The organism is Blastococcus sp. DSM 46786, from assembly GCF_900109665.1.
Lineage (GTDB): Bacteria > Actinomycetota > Actinomycetes > Mycobacteriales > Geodermatophilaceae > Blastococcus > Blastococcus carthaginiensis.
Genome location: NZ_FOAO01000026.1, coordinates 13,666 through 33,608, shown reverse-complemented (window position 1 = coordinate 33,608; position 19,943 = coordinate 13,666). Strand labels below are relative to the sequence as shown.

The 19,943-nt window shown below is 70.7% G+C and carries 24 protein-coding genes, 1 pseudogene and 1 riboswitch; of the genes and pseudogenes, 11 read left to right on the top strand and 14 right to left on the bottom strand.

What is annotated here, in order from left to right:
- Positions 1 to 805: 805 nt before the first annotated feature.
- The 6 genes and pseudogenes from BMW62_RS19870 (at position 806) to BMW62_RS22810 (ending at position 4,707) form a co-directional block, all read left to right on the top strand.
- Complete coding sequence (locus BMW62_RS19870; protein ID WP_091934748.1) at positions 806 to 1,168, top strand: BlaI/MecI/CopY family transcriptional regulator; 363 nt, start codon at positions 806 to 808, stop codon at positions 1,166 to 1,168.
- On the top strand, positions 1,165 to 2,103 hold the full coding sequence (locus BMW62_RS19865; protein ID WP_091934746.1) for a M56 family metallopeptidase: 939 nt from the start codon (positions 1,165 to 1,167) through the stop codon (positions 2,101 to 2,103). Before BMW62_RS19870 ends, BMW62_RS19865 begins: the two co-directional genes overlap by 4 nt.
- Before the next feature lie 306 nt (positions 2,104 to 2,409).
- Positions 2,410 to 3,564 (top strand): annotated as a pseudogene (locus BMW62_RS19860) (nitrilase-related carbon-nitrogen hydrolase); the annotation flags it as partial.
- A 104-nt stretch (positions 3,565 to 3,668) separates the two neighbouring features.
- Complete coding sequence (locus tag BMW62_RS23545) at positions 3,669 to 4,001, top strand: nitrilase-related carbon-nitrogen hydrolase (protein ID WP_280138680.1); 333 nt, start codon at positions 3,669 to 3,671, stop codon at positions 3,999 to 4,001.
- The gene (locus tag BMW62_RS22815; RefSeq protein ID WP_170852480.1) at positions 3,998 to 4,372 is read left to right on the top strand and encodes a TVP38/TMEM64 family protein; all 375 of its coding nucleotides are present in this window, start codon (positions 3,998 to 4,000) and stop codon (positions 4,370 to 4,372) included. Before BMW62_RS23545 ends, BMW62_RS22815 begins: the two co-directional genes overlap by 4 nt.
- A complete protein-coding gene (locus tag BMW62_RS22810; RefSeq protein ID WP_170852479.1) occupies positions 4,369 to 4,707 on the top strand; it encodes a TVP38/TMEM64 family protein in 339 nt (112 codons plus the stop codon). The genes BMW62_RS22815 and BMW62_RS22810 overlap by 4 nt, the downstream gene beginning before the upstream one ends.
- A 229-nt stretch (positions 4,708 to 4,936) precedes the next feature.
- Here the strand turns inward: BMW62_RS22810 and BMW62_RS19850 are convergent, their stop codons facing one another.
- Entirely contained in the window at positions 4,937 to 6,109 is a 1,173-nt protein-coding gene (locus tag BMW62_RS19850; RefSeq protein WP_244524176.1) for a peptidoglycan DD-metalloendopeptidase family protein, read from the bottom strand.
- 125 nt (positions 6,110 to 6,234) lie between these two features.
- A riboswitch (cyclic di-AMP (ydaO/yuaA leader) is annotated at positions 6,235 to 6,388 on the bottom strand.
- Positions 6,389 to 7,054: 666 nt separating this feature from the next.
- Here BMW62_RS19850 and BMW62_RS19845 point away from each other — a divergent pair.
- Both BMW62_RS19845 and BMW62_RS19840 read left to right on the top strand, forming a co-directional pair.
- Positions 7,055 to 8,239 (top strand): class I SAM-dependent methyltransferase, encoded by a 1,185-nt coding sequence (locus BMW62_RS19845; protein WP_244524175.1) that lies wholly within the window; start codon positions 7,055 to 7,057, stop codon positions 8,237 to 8,239.
- Positions 8,240 to 8,837: 598 nt separating this feature from the next.
- Positions 8,838 to 9,575 (top strand): SCO family protein, encoded by a 738-nt coding sequence (locus tag BMW62_RS19840; RefSeq protein ID WP_211435206.1) that lies wholly within the window; start codon positions 8,838 to 8,840, stop codon positions 9,573 to 9,575.
- A 94-nt stretch (positions 9,576 to 9,669) separates the two neighbouring features.
- Here BMW62_RS19840 and BMW62_RS19835 read toward each other — a convergent pair whose 3' ends face one another.
- Both BMW62_RS19835 and BMW62_RS19830 read right to left on the bottom strand, forming a co-directional pair.
- Positions 9,670 to 9,924 carry an SHOCT domain-containing protein gene (locus BMW62_RS19835; RefSeq protein ID WP_139206324.1) on the bottom strand — a complete coding sequence of 85 codons (255 nt, stop codon included), beginning with the start codon at positions 9,922 to 9,924 and terminating at the stop codon, positions 9,670 to 9,672.
- Positions 9,925 to 10,011: 87 nt separating this feature from the next.
- Positions 10,012 to 10,263, bottom strand: a complete 252-nt coding sequence (locus BMW62_RS19830) for a hypothetical protein (RefSeq protein WP_091934739.1) — start codon at positions 10,261 to 10,263, stop codon at positions 10,012 to 10,014.
- A 181-nt stretch (positions 10,264 to 10,444) separates the two neighbouring features.
- Here BMW62_RS19830 and BMW62_RS19825 point away from each other — a divergent pair, with 181 nt between their 5' ends.
- On the top strand, positions 10,445 to 11,485 hold the full coding sequence (locus BMW62_RS19825; RefSeq protein ID WP_091934737.1) for an alpha/beta fold hydrolase: 1,041 nt from the start codon (positions 10,445 to 10,447) through the stop codon (positions 11,483 to 11,485).
- A 6-nt stretch (positions 11,486 to 11,491) separates the two neighbouring features.
- Here BMW62_RS19825 and BMW62_RS19820 read toward each other — a convergent pair whose 3' ends face one another.
- The 6 genes from BMW62_RS19820 to BMW62_RS19795 all read right to left on the bottom strand — a co-directional run bounded on the left by BMW62_RS19820 (position 11,492) and on the right by BMW62_RS19795 (position 15,322).
- The gene (locus tag BMW62_RS19820) at positions 11,492 to 12,079 is read right to left on the bottom strand and encodes a TlpA family protein disulfide reductase (protein WP_091934735.1); all 588 of its coding nucleotides are present in this window, start codon (positions 12,077 to 12,079) and stop codon (positions 11,492 to 11,494) included.
- Complete coding sequence (locus BMW62_RS19815; RefSeq protein WP_211435205.1) at positions 12,079 to 12,900, bottom strand: F510_1955 family glycosylhydrolase; 822 nt, start codon at positions 12,898 to 12,900, stop codon at positions 12,079 to 12,081. Before BMW62_RS19815 ends, BMW62_RS19820 begins: the two co-directional genes overlap by 1 nt.
- A 141-nt stretch (positions 12,901 to 13,041) precedes the next feature.
- Positions 13,042 to 14,001 carry a M56 family metallopeptidase gene (locus BMW62_RS19810; protein WP_091934733.1) on the bottom strand — a complete coding sequence of 320 codons (960 nt, stop codon included), beginning with the start codon at positions 13,999 to 14,001 and terminating at the stop codon, positions 13,042 to 13,044.
- Positions 13,998 to 14,366: a BlaI/MecI/CopY family transcriptional regulator gene (locus BMW62_RS19805; protein ID WP_170852477.1), complete on the bottom strand. Its 369-nt coding sequence runs from the start codon at positions 14,364 to 14,366 to the stop codon at positions 13,998 to 14,000. The genes BMW62_RS19810 and BMW62_RS19805 overlap by 4 nt, the downstream gene beginning before the upstream one ends.
- 564 nt (positions 14,367 to 14,930) lie before the next feature.
- A complete protein-coding gene (locus BMW62_RS19800; protein WP_091934729.1) occupies positions 14,931 to 15,116 on the bottom strand; it encodes a hypothetical protein in 186 nt (61 codons plus the stop codon).
- Positions 15,113 to 15,322: a hypothetical protein gene (locus BMW62_RS19795; RefSeq protein WP_091934829.1), complete on the bottom strand. Its 210-nt coding sequence runs from the start codon at positions 15,320 to 15,322 to the stop codon at positions 15,113 to 15,115. The genes BMW62_RS19800 and BMW62_RS19795 overlap by 4 nt, the downstream gene beginning before the upstream one ends.
- Positions 15,323 to 15,476: 154 nt before the next feature.
- Here BMW62_RS19795 and BMW62_RS19790 point away from each other — a divergent pair, with 154 nt between their 5' ends.
- Both BMW62_RS19790 and BMW62_RS19785 read left to right on the top strand, forming a co-directional pair.
- Positions 15,477 to 16,070: a TlpA family protein disulfide reductase gene (locus BMW62_RS19790; RefSeq protein ID WP_091934826.1), complete on the top strand. Its 594-nt coding sequence runs from the start codon at positions 15,477 to 15,479 to the stop codon at positions 16,068 to 16,070.
- Entirely contained in the window at positions 16,067 to 16,942 is an 876-nt protein-coding gene (locus BMW62_RS19785) for a cytochrome c biogenesis CcdA family protein (RefSeq protein WP_091934727.1), read from the top strand. The genes BMW62_RS19790 and BMW62_RS19785 overlap by 4 nt, the downstream gene beginning before the upstream one ends.
- A 226-nt stretch (positions 16,943 to 17,168) precedes the next feature.
- On the opposite strand, the gene BMW62_RS19780 is transcribed toward BMW62_RS19785, so the two are convergent.
- The 5 genes from BMW62_RS19780 to BMW62_RS19765 all read right to left on the bottom strand — a co-directional run bounded on the left by BMW62_RS19780 (position 17,169) and on the right by BMW62_RS19765 (position 19,856).
- Complete coding sequence (locus tag BMW62_RS19780) at positions 17,169 to 17,903, bottom strand: ZIP family metal transporter (protein ID WP_091934724.1); 735 nt, start codon at positions 17,901 to 17,903, stop codon at positions 17,169 to 17,171.
- Between the two features lie 31 nt (positions 17,904 to 17,934).
- Positions 17,935 to 18,288 carry a cation diffusion facilitator family transporter gene (locus BMW62_RS23305; protein ID WP_244524173.1) on the bottom strand — a complete coding sequence of 118 codons (354 nt, stop codon included), beginning with the start codon at positions 18,286 to 18,288 and terminating at the stop codon, positions 17,935 to 17,937.
- On the bottom strand, positions 18,252 to 18,500 hold the full coding sequence (locus BMW62_RS23300; protein ID WP_244524172.1) for a hypothetical protein: 249 nt from the start codon (positions 18,498 to 18,500) through the stop codon (positions 18,252 to 18,254). The genes BMW62_RS23305 and BMW62_RS23300 overlap by 37 nt, the downstream gene beginning before the upstream one ends.
- A 208-nt stretch (positions 18,501 to 18,708) precedes the next feature.
- On the bottom strand, positions 18,709 to 19,482 hold the full coding sequence (locus BMW62_RS19770) for a cation diffusion facilitator family transporter (protein WP_091934722.1): 774 nt from the start codon (positions 19,480 to 19,482) through the stop codon (positions 18,709 to 18,711).
- Positions 19,479 to 19,856, bottom strand: coding sequence for an ArsR/SmtB family transcription factor (locus BMW62_RS19765; protein ID WP_091934824.1), 378 nt, complete (start codon positions 19,854 to 19,856; stop codon positions 19,479 to 19,481). Before BMW62_RS19765 ends, BMW62_RS19770 begins: the two co-directional genes overlap by 4 nt.
- Between the last annotated feature and the right edge of the window lie 87 nt (positions 19,857 to 19,943).

Here is a 19,943-nt window from a genome sequence, read left to right as displayed (position 1 = left end):
GACACAGGCACGAGAGCTCGTGTGGTCGAGGAGGCCTGAACCAGCCCATCGGCAGTCGCGGGCCAGGTTCATCGATCCGCAAGACGACAGGGACGACTCGCCGGGCCCAGGCCGTTCCACCGAGAGCGACGAGCCCGGCCAGAAGAACCGCGAGACACAGCGACCAGGCGTGACCCGCAACGCCATGGTCAGGGGGGTCACCTGGCATCGGCGTTCCGGTCACCGCCAACAGCGGGTTCGCGGTGACCGCAGGGGGGAGAGCGCCAACCGCGAGAAGCAAGCCGTGGATTGACGCAGCCCCGGAGAGGGCACTCGTCCCGTGGTCTGCGACCGCGACGGCGCTAGGACTGAGACCCGGCTCGGTGCTGACGTACTGGGCGCCGTGCATCCAGAAGATCCCGGCGAGCAGCAGCAGAATCCACAGCCTTCGCACTGGCACGACCACCCCCTTCACTGGCACCCCACAGTACTAGCCCGCGTAGTAACAACCGGCCAGGCCGGCCGAAAGGATTGCGACGCCATGCGACGGACGGCGCGTCCGTGCCGTCCACCGAAGTTGCCTGCCCTCCGAGGGAATGGGCCTGGCGAGAACCCCGCCGTTGATGAGCTCACCGAGCGGTGCCTGGAGACGATCCCTCTGCCTGAGCACCAGCCCACCAGATGACATCTCCGACCGCTGTAGGGATCCGTTCTCTGCGTCAGCTGCCGCCCGACTACCCCGACCTGGGCGTAGTCGACGGTGTTTCCTTCGTCGAGTCCAGGCCGGTGCGACACTGGCGTCTCGATCGGGAAGAGAGGGGCCGCCATGCCGCGTCTCGGCAAACTTGAGGCTGCCGTGATGGACGTTCTTTGGTCCTCCGACGGCTCGCAGACCGTGCGCGAGGTTCTCGCGGAGATGCCGCCACAGCGGAACCTGGCCTACACGACCGTCATGACGGTCCTGAGCAACCTGCACCGAAAGGGGATGGTGGCGCGCGAGCCCGCCGGCCGGGCATACAGCTACCGCCCAACGCTCACCCGCGAAGGGGCGGCAGCCGCGTCCCTGCGCGAGATCCTGGACGCATCGGGAAACCCACAGTCGGTCCTGCTCCACTTCGCCGAGACCGCCTCGGAGGAAGAGTCGACGGTTCTTCGTGACGCACTCGACCGCCGCGCTTCACCGTCATGACCGGAGTTCTGATCCTCCTCGCGGGTAGCACTCTGGTTGGCCTCTACGGGCAACGGCCCCTTCTGTGGCTTGCTGACCGACAGGTCGATCCGACCACCCTGCTGACCGGGTGGGTTCTCTCCGCGATCGGGTTCGTCATCTCGGTGGTCGCCATTATCGGCTTGCTCGCCGCCCCGGCTGAACGGCATGGTTCAACCGGGGTCTTCCACCTGGCCGGCGGCTGCTGGGCAGCATTGTCTTCCGGCGAACTGCCTGGTTGGCGCGAGGCCCTCGCCGTCCTCAGCATCACCGGAGTGGTGGCCATCCTCTCGCGGATCGGCTGGGCGATGGCTGTTCGGATCAGGTGTCACCGGGAACGTTCGCCACACCTTGCACGTCTACGTCTCCTCGCTGCCGGCGTGCCGTCCGGGGAGCCGCTGTGGGTGGGCGACCACCGCCCCATGGCGATGTCGATCGGTGGGCGTCCCGGTGTCATCGTCATGAGTGACGCTCTACGCGACCACCTGACCCCCGCCGAAGTGGCAGCCACTCTGGAGCACGAGCGCGCGCACTTGCGCGGTCGTCACCACGCGCTCGTGGCGATCATCGAGACCCTCGCGGCCGCGCTACCTGTCATTCCCCTCCTCCGAGCGGCACCCTCGGCAGTCAAAGATCTCGTCGAGCTGGCGGCCGACGCGCAGGCCGCCCGCCGATGTGGTCAGGCAGCCGTCCGGGAGGCACTGTCGCGTCTCACCGGACAGCCGATGCCAGCGGTGGGCCTCGCGATGGCGGGCCGGCTGACGCACGCCCGCCTGCTCCGATTGGCCACAGCCAGCTTCGAGAGCAGCCGAATGGTGCGCACGGCGGGTTGCGCCGCCATTGCCGTCGCTGCTCTGGCACTGCCCGGCACCACCGGGTGGCTCGTGCTGAACGCGATCGACTGCGTGATCGCCTGATCGCCGGCTACGTGCTGGGTGAAGCACCGCGGGCGATAGCAGCACACTCTTCATCGCTGGCTACTATCGTGTGTAGTAATCTTTCGTCCGCCCGAGGTTGCTCCAAGGCCGGGTGGCCTGCTGCACCGGCACGGCCCGGGGAACGACCTGATCGACGGCTTGGAGACAGGACATCCCTCACCAACGACGGATGCCTCGCACCGTAGCCACGGGCAGCCAGGTCACCGACCGGCAGGCTGAGCCTCTGTCGCCTGCCCGCCCCGACGAACGTTTTGCCGATCTTCCGGCGAACGCTGTCCTCACTCCATGACCACGGCGGGCGGACAGCCGGGTCCGGGGGCGACTGCCGGGGACCGCACGACACCGGGACACCGCGATAAGCCCCTCCCCCGCCGATGGAATCCCAGGTGGCCGCGGCTTCTGGGAGGCATTCTGGCCGGCGTCGCTCTTGCGGGCGGCATGCCTCCACGGGAGGCGTGGTACCTAGCCCCCATCGGCACCGCCATCCTCGCCTGGGCACTGCTGCACCTGTCATGGCGGCAACGGCTGGTGTTGGGTGCCATCACCGGGCTGGCGTTCTTCCTGCCGACGTTGAGCTGGCTGACCGGCTTCCATCCCGCCGGGTTCGGCGCCGTGCTCATGGTGGAGGTGGCTCTCTTCGCCGCGGCGATGTTGCTGGTCGACTCCCGGCGGGCGCGCTGGTGGACCATCCCGGCGGCGCTGGTCGCCCTGGAAGCGGTGCATGCACGGTTTCCTTTCGGAGGCTTCCCGATCCCTGGCCTGGCCCTAGGCCAGCTGGACGGTCCCTTCGCCGCTGCGGCTGCGCTCGGGGGCTCCCTGCTCGTCGTCGGGCTCGCCACTGGGGCCGGGGCTGCGGTCACAGGTCTGGCCGTCGCGCGAGGGCGGACCGCCACGCTGGCAACCGTCGCCGTCCTGGCCGCCGTGAGCACCGTCGGCGTCCTGCTGGCCGCCCCGGGCGGTGCATCCGTCGGCGCGCTACGCACGGCGCTGGTCCAGGGAGGCGGTCCACGCGGCATCCCGGCCGTCGTCAGTGACGCGGACGCCGTCACCGAGCGGCAGTTCCTGATGAGCGACGACCTGCCGCCTGACCTCGATCTCATCCTCTGGCCGGAGAGCAGCCTGGGCGTCTCCGGCCCCGTGAATCACACGCCGGAGGCCGCACGCGTAGCGCAGCTTGCCAAGCGGACCGGCGCAACCGTCGTCGTAGGGCTCAGTGAGTCATACGACGACAGCTTCCGGAACGCCGCGGTGGCCTGGGGCCCGGACGGGCGGATCGTCGACCGTTACGAAAAGGTCCACCGGGTGCCCTTCGGGGAGTACATCCCCGCCCGGGGCCTGTTCGAGAGCCTTTCGGACATGACGGCGCTTGTGCCGCGGGACGCGATCGCAGGACGCGGACCGGGTCTGCTCCGCACGCCCGCCGGTCCGCTCGGGGTCACCATCTCGTATGAGGTGTTCTTCTCCGACCGGGCGCGAGCCGCTGTCACCGCCGGCGGCAAGTTCTGCTCGTCCCGACGAACGCGGCCTCGTACACCACCGAGGAGGTGCCGGCGACCGAAGTCGCCGCCGCCCGTATGCGGGCCCTGGAGACCGACCGGGCGGTCCTGCAGGCGGCGCCGACGGGGTACACGGCGATCGTCCGACCTGATGGACGCGTCGTCGCCCAGAGTCAGCTGAGTGCACCGGAGGTCCTGACCGCCACGATCCCGCTGCACTCGGGCCTGACCACGTACGTACGCACCGGCGACGGCCCGGTGCTCACCGTCGTGACGCTGGTCCTCCTGGCCGGACCGCTCCCGCTCCTGCGTCGTGCCCGCAAACGCCGCAACGGTCCAGCCGTGCGGCTGATCGGCCACGACCCCGGGTGGCCGCGGTGAGCCGCCTCCCCTGGTGGTTGTGGGTCCGTGTTCTCGCCGTCCTCGTTCTCATTCTCATCGGCACAGTCCTCGCCGTGTCACTCGAGCTGCCGAGCGTCGAAGATGTGCACGCCTGGCTGGCCCAGGGAGGTTGGGCGAGCTGGGTGACGGTCGTCCTCGGAGTCGCCCTTGCGTTGTTGACCCCTGTCTCGAGGACGGCACTGTCAATTCTGCTGGGCGCCGTCGCCGGTTTTCCGGCGGGGCTGGCGGTCGCGCTGAGCGGTGGAATGCTCGGTGGATTAGCCGGCTTCGCCTTGAGCCGCTGGCTGGGCCGGGACGCGCCGTGGCACGCCTGGCCGGTACACGTCTCGCTCGGCTGGATCGCGCCGTGAGTCAGCGAGGCTTCGTCTCGGTGCTCGTGGCGCGGGCCATGCCTGTGGCCCCCTTCGTGGTCGTCAGCTACGCGGCCGGCCTGAGCGGCGTCCGGCTCGGTCCCTACGTGATGGGAACCGCGGTCGGACTGGTGCCATGGTCGGTCCTGTACGTCAGCATCGGCGCATCGGCGGCACGCATCGATTCGTGGGCTCCCCTGATCCCCCTAGTCTCGGGCGCCGTCGTCGTCATGTCGATCGCTCTGCTGACGGGCCTCTCCTGGCGACGGCGGCAGCGACGAGGAAATGAGCCGGACAGCGGCCCTGGCTCGACCACCGCCGCGGCACTGGATTGACGCAACGACGCCCCTCCGACCCCACCAAGGCATCGCGCGGCTGGTGCCAGCCGGAGCAGAAAGCTCCGGTGGCATCAACCTCGTCGTCTGCCCATCCTGCGGTCTGCCAGGGGAGCCGATCCGCGTCGTGGCGTAGAGGGGATCGTCAGTTGAGCCGCTCCCGATCCCACGAGTCCGCTGGGCCCGTCCGGCCCCGCAAGGCCGTACCAAGCCTGGCGCTGTGAACGGTTCAGCATCCTCCGCCCAGAGAAACGCCGCGGGTAACCAACCAGGGCATCGGGTTGCTGCGGTTGGCATTGAGCCCGCCGGTGCGCACCTCGAAATGCAGGTGCGGGCCGGTCGACTGACCCGTGTTGCCCACTTCGGCGATCTGCTGGCCAACCGTCAGCTGCTGCCCAGCCTGGACGAAGTAGTCGTTGATGTGCCCATAGACAGTGATCGAGCCATCGGGGTGCTGGACGTAGACAGCTAGGCCGAACCCGCTCGCCGGGCCGGCCTGCAGGACCCGCCCAGCCTCCGGCGCGTAGATCGGCGTGCCGATGGGGGCGGCGATGTCGACGCCGTAGTGCATGGTCCCCCAGCGAGAGCCGTAGCACGAGGTCACGCGACCAGTGGTCGGAGGCACAGCGCGTCCACTGGCGGCCTCCGTAGCGTTGGCGGCGGCCAGCGCGTCCCTCTCTGCGTTCTCCGCATTGACTGCTTCCGCCCACGCGGCCCGCCCGTCCGCCGCACCCTCGAGTTCCAGCAGCAAGATCTCGGCCTGCTGCAGCTGACCTTGCAAGGCAGCCCTCTCGGAGGTCACATCGTCGTAGGACTCCTTGGCCTCGACCAGCCGCGCCTGTGCCGCCGCCTCCAGCTCAGCAGCGCTTCCCGCTGCCCGGTCTCGCTCTGAGACGGCCGCCTGCGCAGCGCGTTCTGCCTGGGCCTTTTCCTGCTCCAACGCACGGAACTCGGTCAGCTCGTCGACGCGCTCGACAGCCAGCAACTCCAGCGTGGAGGCTCGCTGTAGGAATTCCCCGGGACCATCCGAGTCAAGAAGAGCCGCCGCCGTATCAAAGGCGTCACTTCCCATGTAGCTCTCCCGGCCCAGGCGGGCGATTCCTGCCCGCGCCTGATCCACCGCCGCTGTGGCGGTCCGGAGGTCGGCCTCCGCAGCCAGAGCCTGGCCCTGCGCCGCGGCGAGCTCCTCCTGCGCCCGCCGAGAAGTGTCCGCGGCAGCTTCTGCTTCCACGGTGAAGCGCGAGAGCTCATCTTCTGCCTGAGTCACCAACTGCTCTAGGCGTCGCACCTCAGCCGCCGCTGCATCACGGTCGGACCGGGCGGTAACAACCTCGTCACCGGGTGCCGCGACGGCCGAAGTCGTCGAGAAACTGATGCCCAGGCTAGTGACGGCAGCCAGCACGGACACCGTAATCGTCTTGGCAAGGGGGCGAGGTCGCGGGTGCCGGTGGAGGGGTTCAGGTCGCTCACGGGGTGAGAGGTCGTCGCGGACGAACAGTGCACGCAGGGTCGCCAACGCGACGAGCTCCGTTCCTTCACGCCGCCTACCGAGTTAGCTGACGGGTTCGGGCGGGAAGGCGCCCTACCTGGCACAGGTGAGTGCGCAGGATTCACCCCGAGGGAACTGTGGGTCCCCGGTCTGTCGTGATGGTCATCGACGACAGTTCGGCGGAGTCCGGCCGAGGCCCCTCGGTCGAGGGGCGCGGGCTCGATCGGACCGGGCGAGACGCTACTACGACGTTAGGTAGTTGTCACGAACGGATAACGGGGAGAAGCTGACGAACGAGGATGCGACCCTCTAGCTGCGACGCAAACGGCTCGCTAAGGGCCCCCGCCAGGGGCAGGACGACCGCGCAGACCGGCACGCGGAACGGCGAGGCGCTTTTCGGCCCATGTGGAGCCGCCACCGTAAGTCAGGTCTGCCGGACTCTCCCATGGGATCAGCGCCCGATAACACGGTAAGAGCGAAGTTGAACGCCGCTGTCGCCATGGGTTGCCTGAGAATAGCTTTTATTGCATTGCCTGTGATTGATTCCATTATATCGGCGATTAGAAATGGCGGCTCTCGGCGAACGCATGCTTGGATGTCACTGGCCATGGCGCCGCCGCCGGGACAGTCCGGTGAGAACGGTGGGATCCGTCGCGACCAGGACCTGCATGTGTCCTGGCCACGTTAGCGCCACCGCGGCGATGCGGGATGATGTGCAAAGGTTGTGCGGTGACTCGCCTCAGGGCCGCCCAGGTGGTAGATGAACTCGGTCAGCTCCTACTCGGTGCGCCGGTCCCCTTGTCGGTGCGGTGCTGGGACGGCTCCGAAGCCATCGTCGAAGGTGCACCCACACTGGTCGTGCGCCACCCGCGGGCCCTCCGCCGCCTCGCGTACGCCCCCGGCGAACTCGGGTTGGCTCGCGCCTACGTCAGCGGGGACCTCGACATCGAGGGGGATCTCTATGCGGCACTGAGCTTCCCGGACGACCTGCCGTCCCGCCCGAAGCTGACGCTCGACCGGCGGACCCTGGCCCGGCTGGCCGCCCCCCTGCTGAGGCTGCGGGTCCTGGGGCCGCCGCCGGCACCGCCTCCCGAGGAGGCGCGCGTGCGCGGGATCCGCCACTCGCTGCACCGCGACCGGGAGGCCATCAGCCACCACTACGACGTCGGCGACGACTTCTACCGGCTGCTGCTCGGTCCCTCGCTGGTCTACAGCTGCGCGTACTTCCCCGACCCCGATGCGACGCTGGAGCAGGCGCAGGAAGCCAAGCTGGACCTGGTCTGCCGCAAGCTCGGGCTCCAGGCGGGGATGCGGCTGCTCGACGTCGGCTGCGGCTGGGGCTCGCTCGCCCTGCACGCGGCGGCCCGGTACGGCGTCTCGGTGACGGCGGTGACCATCTCCGCGGCCCAGGCCGACCTGGCCCGCCGGCGCGTCGCGGACGCGGGGCTCGGCGACCGCGTCGAGATCCGGCTGCAGGACTACCGCGAGGTCAACGACGGGCCGTTCGACGCGATCTCCTCCATCGGCATGGCCGAGCACGTCGGCCTCGCCCAGTTGCCCGCCTACGCCGCCAGGCTCCACGGGCTCCTGCGCCCCGGTGGCCGGCTGCTCAACCACGCCATCGCGCGCGGCCCCGCGGCCGGTCCCGACCGCCCCGACCCGGGGTCGTTCCTCACGCGGTACGTCTTCCCCGACGGCGAGCTGCAGCCGCTGGCCACCCACGTCCGGGTGCTCGAGGAGGCAGGCTTCGAGGTCTGCGACGTCGAGGCGCTCCGCCGGCACTACGCGCTCACCTGCCGCGCCTGGGTGCGCAACCTGGAGCAGCAGTGGGACGAGGCCGTCCGGTACTCCTCCCCGGGGCGGGCCCGGGTGTGGCGGCTCTACCTGGCGGGATCGGCCCTAGCGTTCGAACGGCATCGGGCCGGCGTGAACCAGGTTCTCGCGGTGAAACGGGGAAAGCCCGGACCCGACCGGCTCCCCCTGCGCCGCCCGGACTGGAGCCGCGCCGGGAGCGAAGGCCAAGAACCGTGCAGCTCCGACTAAGTCCGTCGCGGACGTGAGAAGCGGCCGGGGAGGCGGGCGGCCATTTCGTGGCCGGACCTCCGGCGGCTGCGGTTTGCTCAACTCTAAGTATCCCATCGCGCACTGTGAGTGCGGGGAGATGTGCGACCTGACGGATTTCGTCGGTGAACACGGTGTTGTTGCGGTCAAGGACGGTGAGCGAGAGCCTGCAGCGTGACTGTTCGCCAGACGAGGTCTCCCCCTTTGTGGGTCTTGGGACTCATCTCCTCGGCAACGACCGTCGCCTGTGCACTGCAGGAGGTTCATTCGGGCCTTGTCGAACCCGAGGGTAGGTTCGAGCAGCAGGAAAACGGCCAGGAGTAGGGCGAGGCTGCATCCTCCGGGAGACATTCGTCACCCCGACAGCAGCGCTCCGGCGAGTTCGGCTCACGGGCAGGGCCGCCAGCTCGAGCGTGATCAGGTAGTCGCCCACATCGATGCAGTGCCCGGCCTCAGCCCTGCGACACCCACCACCGCAAGCCCTAGCCGTGCCGCCTGCGAGGGGGGTTGACGGTGCCGACTGCAACATACTATCCAGACTAGTAGGCTGGCTGTTCTGGTCGGCAGTTCAGGAGGTCCCGTGCCCGGAATCCCGGCCCGAGCTGCCCTCGGCTCTGCCGTTGTGGTCGGCGGGCTGCTGCTGACCGGCTGCGGCCAGGGCGCCACGGGAGCGGTCGAGGCCTCGCCGGCGGGTGGGGCCCGTGTCACGGCGCAGGGCGATGGCTTCCACGGCACGCTGACGCAGCAGGTCCAACCCCGTCCGGACCTGATCCTGCCGACCACCAGCGGCGAGTCGTTCAACCTCGGTGACCGCCCCGAGGACGAGATCACGCTGCTGTTCTTCGGCTACACCCACTGTCCAAATCTGTGCCCGACCACGATGGCCGACCTGGCGCTGGCACGGGACATGCTGGCCCCGGAGATCCGCGACCGCGTGCAGGTGGTGTTCGTGACCGAGGATCCGGCGCGGGACACCCCGGAGGCGCTGCGGGAGTGGCTGGACCGGTTCGATCCGGAGTTCACCGGGCTCATCGGCGGCAACGAGGGCACCGCCGCGGCGCTGCGGGAGCTGTACCTGCCCGAGAGCGCGCAGGTGGCCGACCCGTCGACAGTGATCGTCCACCCGCATGGGGACGGCGAGCACGCCGGGGAAGCACACGGGCAGGACGGGGGCGGGCACAGTCACGGAAACTACGGGGTCGACCACGCCGGAGCGGTGTACGCCTGGGGTCCCGGGGGCCGGTCGATCGTCTACACCGGCGGAACCACGCCGGACCAGTACGCCGAGGACCTCACCCGACTGGCCGCCGCCAACTGAGCCAGCCCGAACCGGCCCTGACTCGAACGCGCCGGGGCCGGGGGCCGCCGCGCCAGCGCCGGCGCAGGCGCACGCCTTCGGCGGCCGGTCGCCGTCAGCCCCCGGACAGTTCGCCCTGCATCCGGAGGTACTCCTCGCGATCGATCTCGCCGGCTGCGTAGCGGCGACGCAGCAGCTCCTCCGCACTGGTGGCCGCGTCCGGCCGGGCCGGCGTGCGGTGCTTGACCAGCCAGATGGCCGCGAGGACCGCGACCACCAGCAGGGCGATGCCGACCAAGGCCCAGAGCAGCATCCAGCCACCCATCATTCCCATCATTCCGCCCTCCATCATTCCGCCGTCGTGACCCACCAACTGCTCCTTCCCTCGAGTCGGCAGGGCGCCCTCGTGGCGCACACTGCCCATGTCGCCTGCCGCTTCCGACGGCCGGCTGACCGATCAGGCGCGCTCGGGAGCACCCTGGCGCAACAGCTCGCACATCTGCGCCATGCCCGGGTTGTCGGCCTCCATGAGCTCGTGCATCCGCGCCATACCGGGGTTGCCCTGCTCCATGCGCTCGTGCATGTGCGCCATCTCGGTGGGCGAGGCCGGCGGCCCGCCCTCGTCACCGCCGGGGTGGGCCTGGGCCGCCCCGACGGGAGCGGCGACTCCTCCTGCGACAAGCGCGGCGACGAGTAGCGACTTCACCATGATGCATTCCTCATTCCCTGTGGACTTCCAAGGACCCTGACTACTATTGCTGATAGTACGCTATTTTCCGGGGGCTCCGCCTTTTGGCGCGTAGGACCAGAGTCCCGTAGCGGAGGTCGACGAGGTCGGATGGCCCTCATGAGGAGACGCTGGGGAACTGTGATGACGGTGAGGCCAGCGGATGACCAGCATGGGCCTGGTGTGGTTCTCGGCGGGATTGCACTCGTCGCCCCTGAAACGGCATCTTCCTCACGCGCGGATCGGCGGTGACGAAGCCGTCTGTCCTGCGCGGCTATCCCGTTCTCGGGAGTGGCACCCTCGGCCTTGTAGCTGCCAGCAGCTGGTGGGCGGTGCGGCATCACCGGTCGCAGGCGGTGGCCGGCTGGGCCCCGGGCGGGGGCCGGCAACGCCGGGCGGGACCCCTGCACGTGCGCGTCCTGGGCTCAGGTGGACCGGTGCTCCTCCTTTTACACGGCCTGGCCGGCGCAGGGAACGGTTCGGGGCCGCCTACGACGAGCTCGCCCAAGCAGCGACCGTGGTGGTCCCCGACCTGCTCGGCTTCGGCGGGTCGATGGACGCCACCGGACCGACCGACGCACAGGCCCACATCGCGGCCCTGGACGCCGCCCTGACCGCGCTCGGCCTGCAGGACCGGCCCACCATCGTGGCCGGGCACTCGATGGGCGGCGTCCTCGCGATCCGCTGGGCCGCCGCGCACCGCGACCGGGTGCGGGCGGTGCTCACCTCCGGAGCGCCGCTGTACCGCAACCGGGCCGAGGCCGACGCGCACATCGGCGCAATCGGGCCGATGGAGGCCTTGCTCGCCGGTGACGGACCCCTGCCGCGCGCCGCCTGCGCCTGGATGTGCCGGCACCGCAGCGCGGCCTCCTGGCTCGCCGTCGCCTACCGCCCAGATCTCCCGATCCCGGTGGCCCGGTCAGGGGTCAAGCACACCTGGGACACCTACTCCGGCGCGATGGACGGACTCATCCGCGACGACGGCTGGCTTCCGGCCCTCGATGCTCTCGATCGGATCCCGCTGACCCTCGCGGCCGGCGACTACGACCCGGTGCCGGTACCCGGGCGGGCTGCCGAGCTGGCCCGCGCCCGACCTACTCTGCGGTCCGTCGTCCACCCACAGGCCGACCACGGGCTCCCGCTGACCCACCCGGACTGGTGCCGCCAGCTGGTCTCGGAGGCGCTGACGATCCAGCCAGGCTGAAGCCGCTCAGGCGTCCTCGGAGCGGAGGAGGGCGTCGATCAGGCGCTGCAACTCCGCGGAGGTCAGCTGGCCCACCACCCGGTCGACCACGCGGCCCTCGGCGTCGAGTGCGAGGGTCACCGGCAGTCCCCGGATCCCCAGCTGGCGCAGCAGCTCGCCGTCGGCGTCGACGGCGTGCGGGTAGTCGATGTCGTGCTCGTCGAGGAACCAGCGGGCGGCCTCAGGATCGTCCTGCACATCCACACCGAGGAACCGCACCTGCTCACCGTGGCGGGCGTGGGCCTCCTGCAAGATCGGCATCTCCTCCCTGCACGGGCCGCACCAGGTCGCCCACAGGTTGACCAGGGTCGGGCGGCCGGTGAGCCGGTCCAGCGCCACGTCCGGGCCCGGACCCAGGCAGGGCAGGGTGAGCTGCGGCAGGGCGTCCGCGCCGGCCGGCACGGTCTCCTCGGGCAGCTGCTCGCAGGCCGGTGCCGGCGGAGCCGCCTCGGCGGTCGCGGGCCCGGTCCTCGCCGTGGTCCCGTTCGGCCCGGCGGTGGCGCAGCCGGTCAGCAGGGCGGCGGTCAGCAGCCCGCCGGCCAGCCGCGCCGGCATCAGGACTCCCGGTACAGCTCGGTGAAGGTCTCCCCACCGTCGGTGGAGCCCAGGACCGCGCCCTCGACGGCGACGTAGACCTCGTCCCCCTCCACGGTCAGCGCCGCCGGGGCGCCGCCGACGCTGCCGCCCTCGACCCAGGTCCGCCCGCCGTCGGTGCTCACGAACACCGTCCCGTCCGGAGCAACCCCGGCCGCCGTGCCACCGTCGGCCGCGACGTCGAGCAGCACCAGCAGCGGGGCGCCGACGACGGCGGTGAAGTTCTTCCCGGCGTCCTCGCTCACCACCAGACCGGCCTCCGTGGTGGCCAGCACCCGCTGCGGATCGCTCGGGTCGGCAGCCAGGTCGGCGATCCGCATCTGACCGCGATCGGCCCACTCGACGCCGTCCTCGCTGACCAGCAACCGCCCCCCGCTGTACCCGTAGATCACGCCGTCGGCGGCATCCAGGGCGTGGAAGTCAGCTTCCCCGGCCAGCGACAGCGTCTCCCAGGTCTCCCCGCCGTCGGTGCTCTCGATCAGACCCAGGTTGCCCGGGCCGTCCTGACCCGCGCCAGGGTGGCCGCCCGCGAGGTAGTGCTCGGGGCCGACCACGGTGAAGCCCATGAAGTCCTGCACCCGGTCGGCGACGCGGGTCAGCTCCCCGTCCGGGGAGATGCGCACCAGCCCGTAGTGGGTGCCCGCGTAGAGAGCGTCGTCTGCCGGGTCCACGCCGAGCCCGTGCACGTGCTCGAGGGTGATCTCGCCGCCGTCGGCGGTCGCGTCACCCTGCCCCCCGGCAGCCGGGTCCGCGCCGCAGCCGGCCAGGACCAACGCGCTCACCGCGGCAGCGCCGGGCAACCCCCACCGCCGGACGCAGCGCGCGGATCGGGTGAACAGGACGGACGATCGCATGAGCTCCCCAGAAGGCCGGACGGGTCATTACTACTACCCATAGTAGTGTGTACGGCGAAGAGCGGGGGGTCAGGCCCAGCCGGTTCCGGGCAGGACACACAGGCCGCTGGCCACTGCGGAGGCCAGCGGCCAGGCGGCAAGTGCCACCGGCCCGGCCACCACAAGCACGGCGGCTATGACGGCGGCGATCCGGTGCAGCGGGCCCAGAGGGGCGGCCGGTCGTAGCAGCCTCGTCACCCGGATCACGCCGGCTCCCTGCGCGGCGGCCAGCGCCGCGGCGGGCGCCCGCATGCCGGCCAGGGTAACCAGGGCGGAGGCGACCTCGACCCGGTTGACCTGCCGGGCGGCGGCGTCGTCGGCGAGCAGCTCGACCAGCCGCTCGACCTCCGCCCGGCCCCGGGAGAAAACAGGCACCCTGGGGAACGCCCGGTCCAGGATCCGGGCAGCGCCGACGGCTACGTGGTGGCGACCGCGCAGATGGGCTCGCTCGTGGGCCAGCACGGCGGTGAGTTCGTCAGCTGAGAGTGCGTGGAGAGCCGCGGTGGTCACCACGACGGTGCCGCGCCGCCCGGGCAGGCAGAAGGCGGCTGGCCGGTCGGCGTCAAGGACCACTGCGCCCAGGGACGGCTCGCGGCGAGCACTGGTCAGGATCGCCGCGCTCAGCCTCCGGCACTCCCGCCGGTTGCGCAGCCAGCTGCGGACGGTCACCTGGCCCAGCTGCAGGACCGTCCCCCCGGCGAGCAGAACGCCGGCCGACACCGCGATCAGCTGCCCGGGCGAACGATAGACAGCGGCGATCGTCGTCGCGCAGGCGTCGAGGATCGCGGCCAGGCCCTCGCTGACCGCTGCGGCTGGGACCAGCAGCGTCAGGCCGGCGAGCACCACCGACACCAGGACGCCGACGGTCGCCGCCTGCCAGGCGGCGACCGCCAGCCGCGGAGAGCGGTCCGCCCAGCCGGCCCCGATCGCCCGCGGAACCAGCACCGCCAGCACCGCGGCGAAGGTCAGCAGCCCCACTGTGGTGGTCACGACCTATGCGCCTGCCGGGCTGCCTCGACCGCGGTGCGCAGACTGGCCACCGCGTCGGCGTCGAGGTCGGCGACGAAGTGCATGAGCACCTCGTCGCGGTCACCGGCCGCGCTCAGCACCTCTTGCAGGATCGCCGCGGAGTGCTCCGCGCGGGTCCGGGTGGGGCTGTACCGCCAGGCCCGGCCGTCCATCTCCCGCCGCAGGGCATCCTTGCGGTGCAGGTTGTCCATCACCGTCATCACGGTGGTGTAGGCCAGCGGGCGGGATGCGGTCAGCTCAGCGAGCACGTCGCGGACGGTCGCCGGCGTGCCGCGGCGCCACAGCACGTCCATGACTGCGGCTTCCAGCTCACCGAACGGCCGCACCCGACGCCCCCCGCATCCCTCCGCGGGACCCCGCCGTTGCAAGACCCCACCAGTCGGTTGACCCATTGGCCCCGACACAGTTCCCCTCAGCTTACTACCGGCGGTAGTGGATGACGCCCCTGCCGTCGGGCCGGTCCGGCGTCACCCCGTCACAGCAGGCACCCGAGGTCGGCCGGCGGCCTGCATCGGCCCGCTCTTAGGAGAGCCACTCCCCCGGCGACGAGGACAACTGGTCACAGCTGCGGCTGGGTCCATCCGAACACCGCCTCCGCGTCGATCCCGATGTGCTCGACGAGGCAGCTTGCCGCCCAGGAAACCGACCACGGTGGCTGCCCTCATCATCACCAGGCCCGGTCGGGGTGCCGGCCCAGGTGGCGGACCTCCCAGGCCAGGAGGCAGCCGGCGACCAGTGCGGCGGCGGCCCTGCTCACCCACAGCTGGGGATGGGAGGCCGAAGACCTCGGACAGGAAAGGTTTCGCTGGGTTGCCTTCGGATGCTCGGGATGGAGGCCACTGACGGAGTCCTGGACCTTGGGGGCGGTGGACACTCCGGCCGCTAATCGACTACTGGGTGCGCAGCCGATCCCGCTCGGCGTGGGCCTGGCGCAGCTGCCGGTTGAGGTCATCCGCCGCCGGCGTCCTGACGGGGCTGCGGTGGCAGACCCCGTTGCGCATGGGCCGCAAGCAGCACACGTACGTGGCGGCCAGGGCCGCCACCAGGACCAGGGCCGGCAGCAGCCAGCCGCTCATCGGCTCGACTCGGCCAACCTCGGGTCGCCGCCGCCGGAGCGCTCGGCACGCAGCTGGTCGATCTCCGCACGCAGGCCGGCGAGCTCGGCCTGCTTGTCCTCGACCGGCTGCGGCGCCGACCCGTGGCCGCGGCTCATCCACCACATCATTGCGCCCATGCCGACCGGGCAGGCCAGCAGCGCCAACAGGTAGAACAACTCCGACATCGGTGCCTCCAACGGCTTGTGGGGCGCCACGACGACGCCACTATGCCCGATAGTAGGCCACTGCTCCTGCCTGTCATAGTAGAGCCGTGGTGAGGAAGCAGCCCCGTTGCACAGCCAGCCGCCGCCGTCCGGGCTCGACCGCGGCGGTACGTCGATGAGCCGGCCGTTCAGCCGCCGAACCCTGCTGCTGGCCGCCGGCGCCGCCGCAGGTGCACTGGCCGGTTGCTCCACCGGCGGGAACGACACCGCCGGTGCCCGCCTCGAGTACGAGTTCACCGAGCCCACGCCGACGGCGACGGTGATCGCCCAGGATCAGCGGGCACTGGCCCCGGCGTTCGCCGGCGAGCTGCTCGACGGCACTCCATTCAACTCCTCATCGCTGGCCGGGGACGTCGCCGTGATCAACTTCTGGGGATCCTGGTGCGTGCCGTGCCGAGTGGAGACCCCGGAGTTCCAGGCCGTGCACGCCGACGTCGCCGACCGCGGCGTGCAGTTCCTCGGCATCGACGTGAAGGACCAGCGACAACTGGCCATCGCCTTCATCGAGGAGCTGGGCGTGGCCTACCCGTCGGTGTTCGATCCGCGCGGTGAGGTGGCGATGGCGTTCCGCGGGTTCCCGGCCAACGTGGTGCCCTCGACCATCCTGCTGGACCGCGACGGCCGCGTGGCCTCCGTCTACACCGGCCAGGTCCGCGGTGAGGACCTGCGCGCCGCCGTCGAGCTGCTGCTCGCCGAGGACCAAGCGTGAGCGAGCTCGGGGCGACCTTCGCCGGCATTGTCACCGACGGCTCGCTGCTGGTCGCCATCGCGGTGGCCGCGCTGGTCGGGCTGATCAGCTTCGCCTCCCCCTGCTGCCTGCCACTGATCCCCGGCTACGTCAGCTACGTCGCCGGGCTCGCCGGCTCTCAGGCCACCGCCGACCGGCCCCGAGTTCCGCAGCCTGCTGGCGGTGGGCCAGCCGGCGCGACGTCGGCCGGCCGTGCTGCCGAGGCAGGCACCGCCCCCTCACCGCCGGCGGCCCCGGCCGCTGCCGGCCGCGGCCGGGTGCTGGCCGGGTCCCTGCTGTTCATCGCCGGCTTCAGCGCCGTCTTCGTCTCCTTCGGCGCACTTTTCGGCGGTCTGGGCCGGTTGCTGCTGGAGTGGTCGCCGGTGCTCACCCGAGTCGCCGGCGTCGTCGTGATCGCGATGGGGCTGTCGTTCCTCGGCGCGATCCCCTGGCTGATGCGTGAACGCCGCATCCACCGACGGCCGCCGGCCGGCCTGGCCGGCGCCCCCGTCCTCGGCGTCGTGTTCGGCCTCGGGTGGACGCCCTGCCTGGGCCCGACGCTCGCCGCGGTGAACACGCTGGCCTACACCCAGGCCTCGGCCGGCCGCGGTGCCATCCTCGCCCTGGCCTACTGCCTGGGACTGGGCATCCCGTTCGTCCTGGTGGCCCTCGGCGCCCGCCGCGCCCTGGCGTTCTCCGACCTGGCCCGCCGGCACGCCCCTACCGTCATGCGGGTCGGCGGGGGCCTGATGATTGCCTTGGGCATCCTGCTGCTGACCGGCTGGTGGGACGCGCTGATGATCTGGCTACGGGCCTGGCTGGGGGCTACTGGTCTTGGATCATCCGCGTTGTGACGGGAGGAGTTTGCTTCCCGCGGATCTCACGGGCGTCCGGATCAAGCGGACTTCTTCTCAGCGCCGTAATAGGTCACTCCGACGGCGCGTGCCAATGCGCCAACCACGAGTTCCAGTAGTCATTCCACATCTGGCAATGGGGCAGACGGGGAATCGCTGACAGCGACAACCGAAGTCGCCCCTTCCGGGCCACCGCAGGACCACAGCCCGATCAACGCGTCGCCGCTTACGCCCCCACGTAGACGGAGATGGCGCCGAAGATGGCGAACCCGGCGGTCAGGAAGATGGGTCCCAGCCGTGAGGTCTCGCCTTCGTGCGCCTCTCCGATCATCTCCTCGACCACGACAGCGGTGAGCGCGCCACCGGTGAGCGCGAGCACCGACAAGGTGACGATCTCGGGGGCGTCCCGGAGGGCGAAGTAGCCGAGCGTGGCGCCGAGGAAGATCGGGACGGCGAAGCCTGCCGCGAGCAGCACCCGCCGACCGCGGCTGATGCCGGCCCTGCGCATCGTCGCGATGGCCGCAAAGCCCTCCGGGACATCGGCGGGGACCTGCCCAAGGGCAAGGAGAAGCCCCAGAGCTGGGTTGAGGACCGTGCCGGTGCCGATCATGACGCCGTCACTGAACAGGTCCAACGAGACGCCGGAGAAGATCCCCAGTGCGCTCCCCTGCTTCTCGCCCCCGCCCATCCTCGCCTGGACATAGCCGATGGCTCGGTCGAGACCGATGAAGGCAGCACCTCCCCCCACGAACGCCAACAAGGGGACCCACGGGAGATCCGCCGCCAGGGCCTCGGGCATCAGCTCGAGGCCCACGACGGCGAGCACGATGCCGGCCGCGAGGTGCAGGGCAAGGCTGAGCGTGCGTTCGGACACACGAAACGTCTCGGCGAGCACTCCCCCGGCGAAGTTCCCGGCCGCGGGCAGGGCCGCGAGGCCGAGAACGAGGAGGTATCCGCTCACGTCTTGTCCTCCTCGTCCTCGTCGTCCTCCATCACTGGCCCACCCAGGCTTCACGGCCCTCGTGGACGGCGAAAGCTGCGATGACAAAGCCGGCCACCGGGTCGAACCACGGCCATCCCACCACGGCGTAGAGGCCCAGGCCGAGCAGGGTGGAGATGCTCAGCAGCACGCAGATCCGGGTCTCGGCCGCGTCAGCCAGGATGAGCGGATCCCGCAGCCGCTCGCCGACGTAGCGCTTGGCGCGGGCCAGGAGCGGCATCACGACGATCGAGGCGGCGAGCAGTACCAGGGCGACAACCGACGTGTCGGGCTCTTCGCCGCCCACGAGGCTGCGGATGCCCTCGAACGTCACGTAGGCGGCCAGCACGAAGAACGTGATGGCCACCGCCTTGAGGGTGCGGGCTCCTTGGCCTCGTCGGCCTCGCCATGGTGCAGCCGAGCAGCCAGGCGCAGGCCGACCAGTACCGCTGCCGCCGACTCGATACCGGAGTCGAACCCGAAGCCGATCATCGAAACGAGACCGGCGAGGATGCCGACCGTGACGGCGACGGCGCCCTCGACGACGTTGTAGGCGACGGTGAACTGTGCCAGGCGCAACCCCCGCCTGGTGAGCCGTTCGATCTGGACCGGGCGCAGGGGGCATTCGTGCCGCTCACCGGACCGCTCCCCCGTGACGCAGCCATGGCGACCGGAGGCATGCATGCGGCTGCACAGAGGGCCATCGCCGTTCGGTGCTCGTTCCGGTGCCGGACGTGGCGTGTCCTCCGTGGTCAGGTCTGGACGGCCGCAGGCCTGAGCGGGCCGATCACCGGGCCTGTTCCCGGATCGTGATCTGAAGGGGTCCGGGCGCCGGCGCGACGCTGGGCACGCAGCAGACGTCGCCGCACCCATCGGCGCAGCCGCACCTCGAGCGCGCGTCGTTCGGGGTCTCACCAGCGCGGGCAGGGGCACAGCAGCCCTCGCCGCGCCAGGCTTCGAGGCCCTCCTGGACCGCGACGGCAGCGATGACCAGACCGGCGACCGGGTCGGCCCAGCCCCAGCTGAGCGTGGCGTTGAGGATCAGCCCCACGAGCAGTACCGCGGACAGGTAGGTGCACAGCAGTGTCTGGGTCCCGTCGGCGACGACGGCATTCGACCCGAGCGCGCGGCCGGTGCGCCGCTGCGCCCAGGACAGGAAGGGCATGACGATCAGCGAGGCGATCGCGAGGCCGATCCCGACCATCGACGACTCCGGTTCGGCGCCGAAGAGGAAGGCGCGGACGGACTCGAAAGCGACGTAGCCGGCCAGGGCGAAGAACGACAGCGCCATCAACCGCAGCGCGGTCCGCTCCCGGCTTTCAGGTAGCCGGTGGCGGAACTGCCACAGGATGATTAGGCCGCTGGAGACCTCGACGATCGAATCGAGGCCGAAGCCGATCAGCGCCACCGAGCCGGCAGCGACCCCTGCGGTGATGGCGATGACCGCTTCGACGACGTTGTAGCTGACCGACGCGCCGGCCAACAGCTGCGCCCGGCGGCCGAGCCGGCGGCGGCTCTCCGGAGAGAGTTCGGGGTGGCCGTGGGCCTGCATGGTGCTCATCGGCTCGCTTCCTCGCCGTAGGCCGGACAGAGGGCCACGGCATCGCCGGTCGTGGCGAGCAGCCGCTGGGCGGCGGCGAGCACATCCAGCAGCTCTGCACCGGTCGCCAGGGACCACATCGAAGCCCGCCCCTGCGGCCGGGAGGTCACCAACCCGCAGTCCCGCAGGCAGGTGAGGTGCGCCGAGACCGTCGACTGCGCCAGCCCGAGGTGGGCGGTCAGCTCGACAACCTTGTACTCGCCGAGTGCGAGGTGCCGGAGGATGGCAAGCCGCGTGGGATCGCCCAGGCTGCGGAACATGCACGCCGCCGCGGACAGTGCGGCGGCTTCGTTGACCCCCGGCTCCTCGGCTCTGTCCGTCATGGGATCATCCATCGTCACGCGGCGATGATAGCTGACACTACCGGCGGCAACGGGGTGGCCAGGCGGATCGAGTCTCACTCACGCAAGGCCACCTGTGGG

Excerpts from the sequence above, each read along its gene's own strand:
- BMW62_RS19825 (WP_091934737.1), top strand. The coding sequence starts at position 10,445 with ATGACCAGCATGGGCCTGGTGTGGTTCTCGGCGGGATTGCACTCGTCG.
- BMW62_RS19765 (WP_091934824.1), bottom strand. The coding sequence starts at position 19,856 with ATGGATGATCCCATGACGGACAGAGCCGAGGAGCCGGGGGTCAACGAA.
- BMW62_RS19820 (WP_091934735.1), bottom strand. The coding sequence starts at position 12,079 with ATGCCGGCGCGGCTGGCCGGCGGGCTGCTGACCGCCGCCCTGCTGACC.
- BMW62_RS19800 (WP_091934729.1), bottom strand. The coding sequence starts at position 15,116 with ATGAGCGGCTGGCTGCTGCCGGCCCTGGTCCTGGTGGCGGCCCTGGCC.
- BMW62_RS19865 (WP_091934746.1), top strand. The coding sequence starts at position 1,165 with ATGACCGGAGTTCTGATCCTCCTCGCGGGTAGCACTCTGGTTGGCCTC.
- BMW62_RS19870 (WP_091934748.1), top strand. The coding sequence starts at position 806 with ATGCCGCGTCTCGGCAAACTTGAGGCTGCCGTGATGGACGTTCTTTGG.
- BMW62_RS19795 (WP_091934829.1), bottom strand. The coding sequence starts at position 15,322 with ATGTCGGAGTTGTTCTACCTGTTGGCGCTGCTGGCCTGCCCGGTCGGC.
- BMW62_RS19830 (WP_091934739.1), bottom strand. The coding sequence starts at position 10,263 with ATGGTGAAGTCGCTACTCGTCGCCGCGCTTGTCGCAGGAGGAGTCGCC.
- BMW62_RS19770 (WP_091934722.1), bottom strand. The coding sequence starts at position 19,482 with ATGAGCACCATGCAGGCCCACGGCCACCCCGAACTCTCTCCGGAGAGC.
- BMW62_RS19790 (WP_091934826.1), top strand. The coding sequence starts at position 15,477 with ATGAGCCGGCCGTTCAGCCGCCGAACCCTGCTGCTGGCCGCCGGCGCC.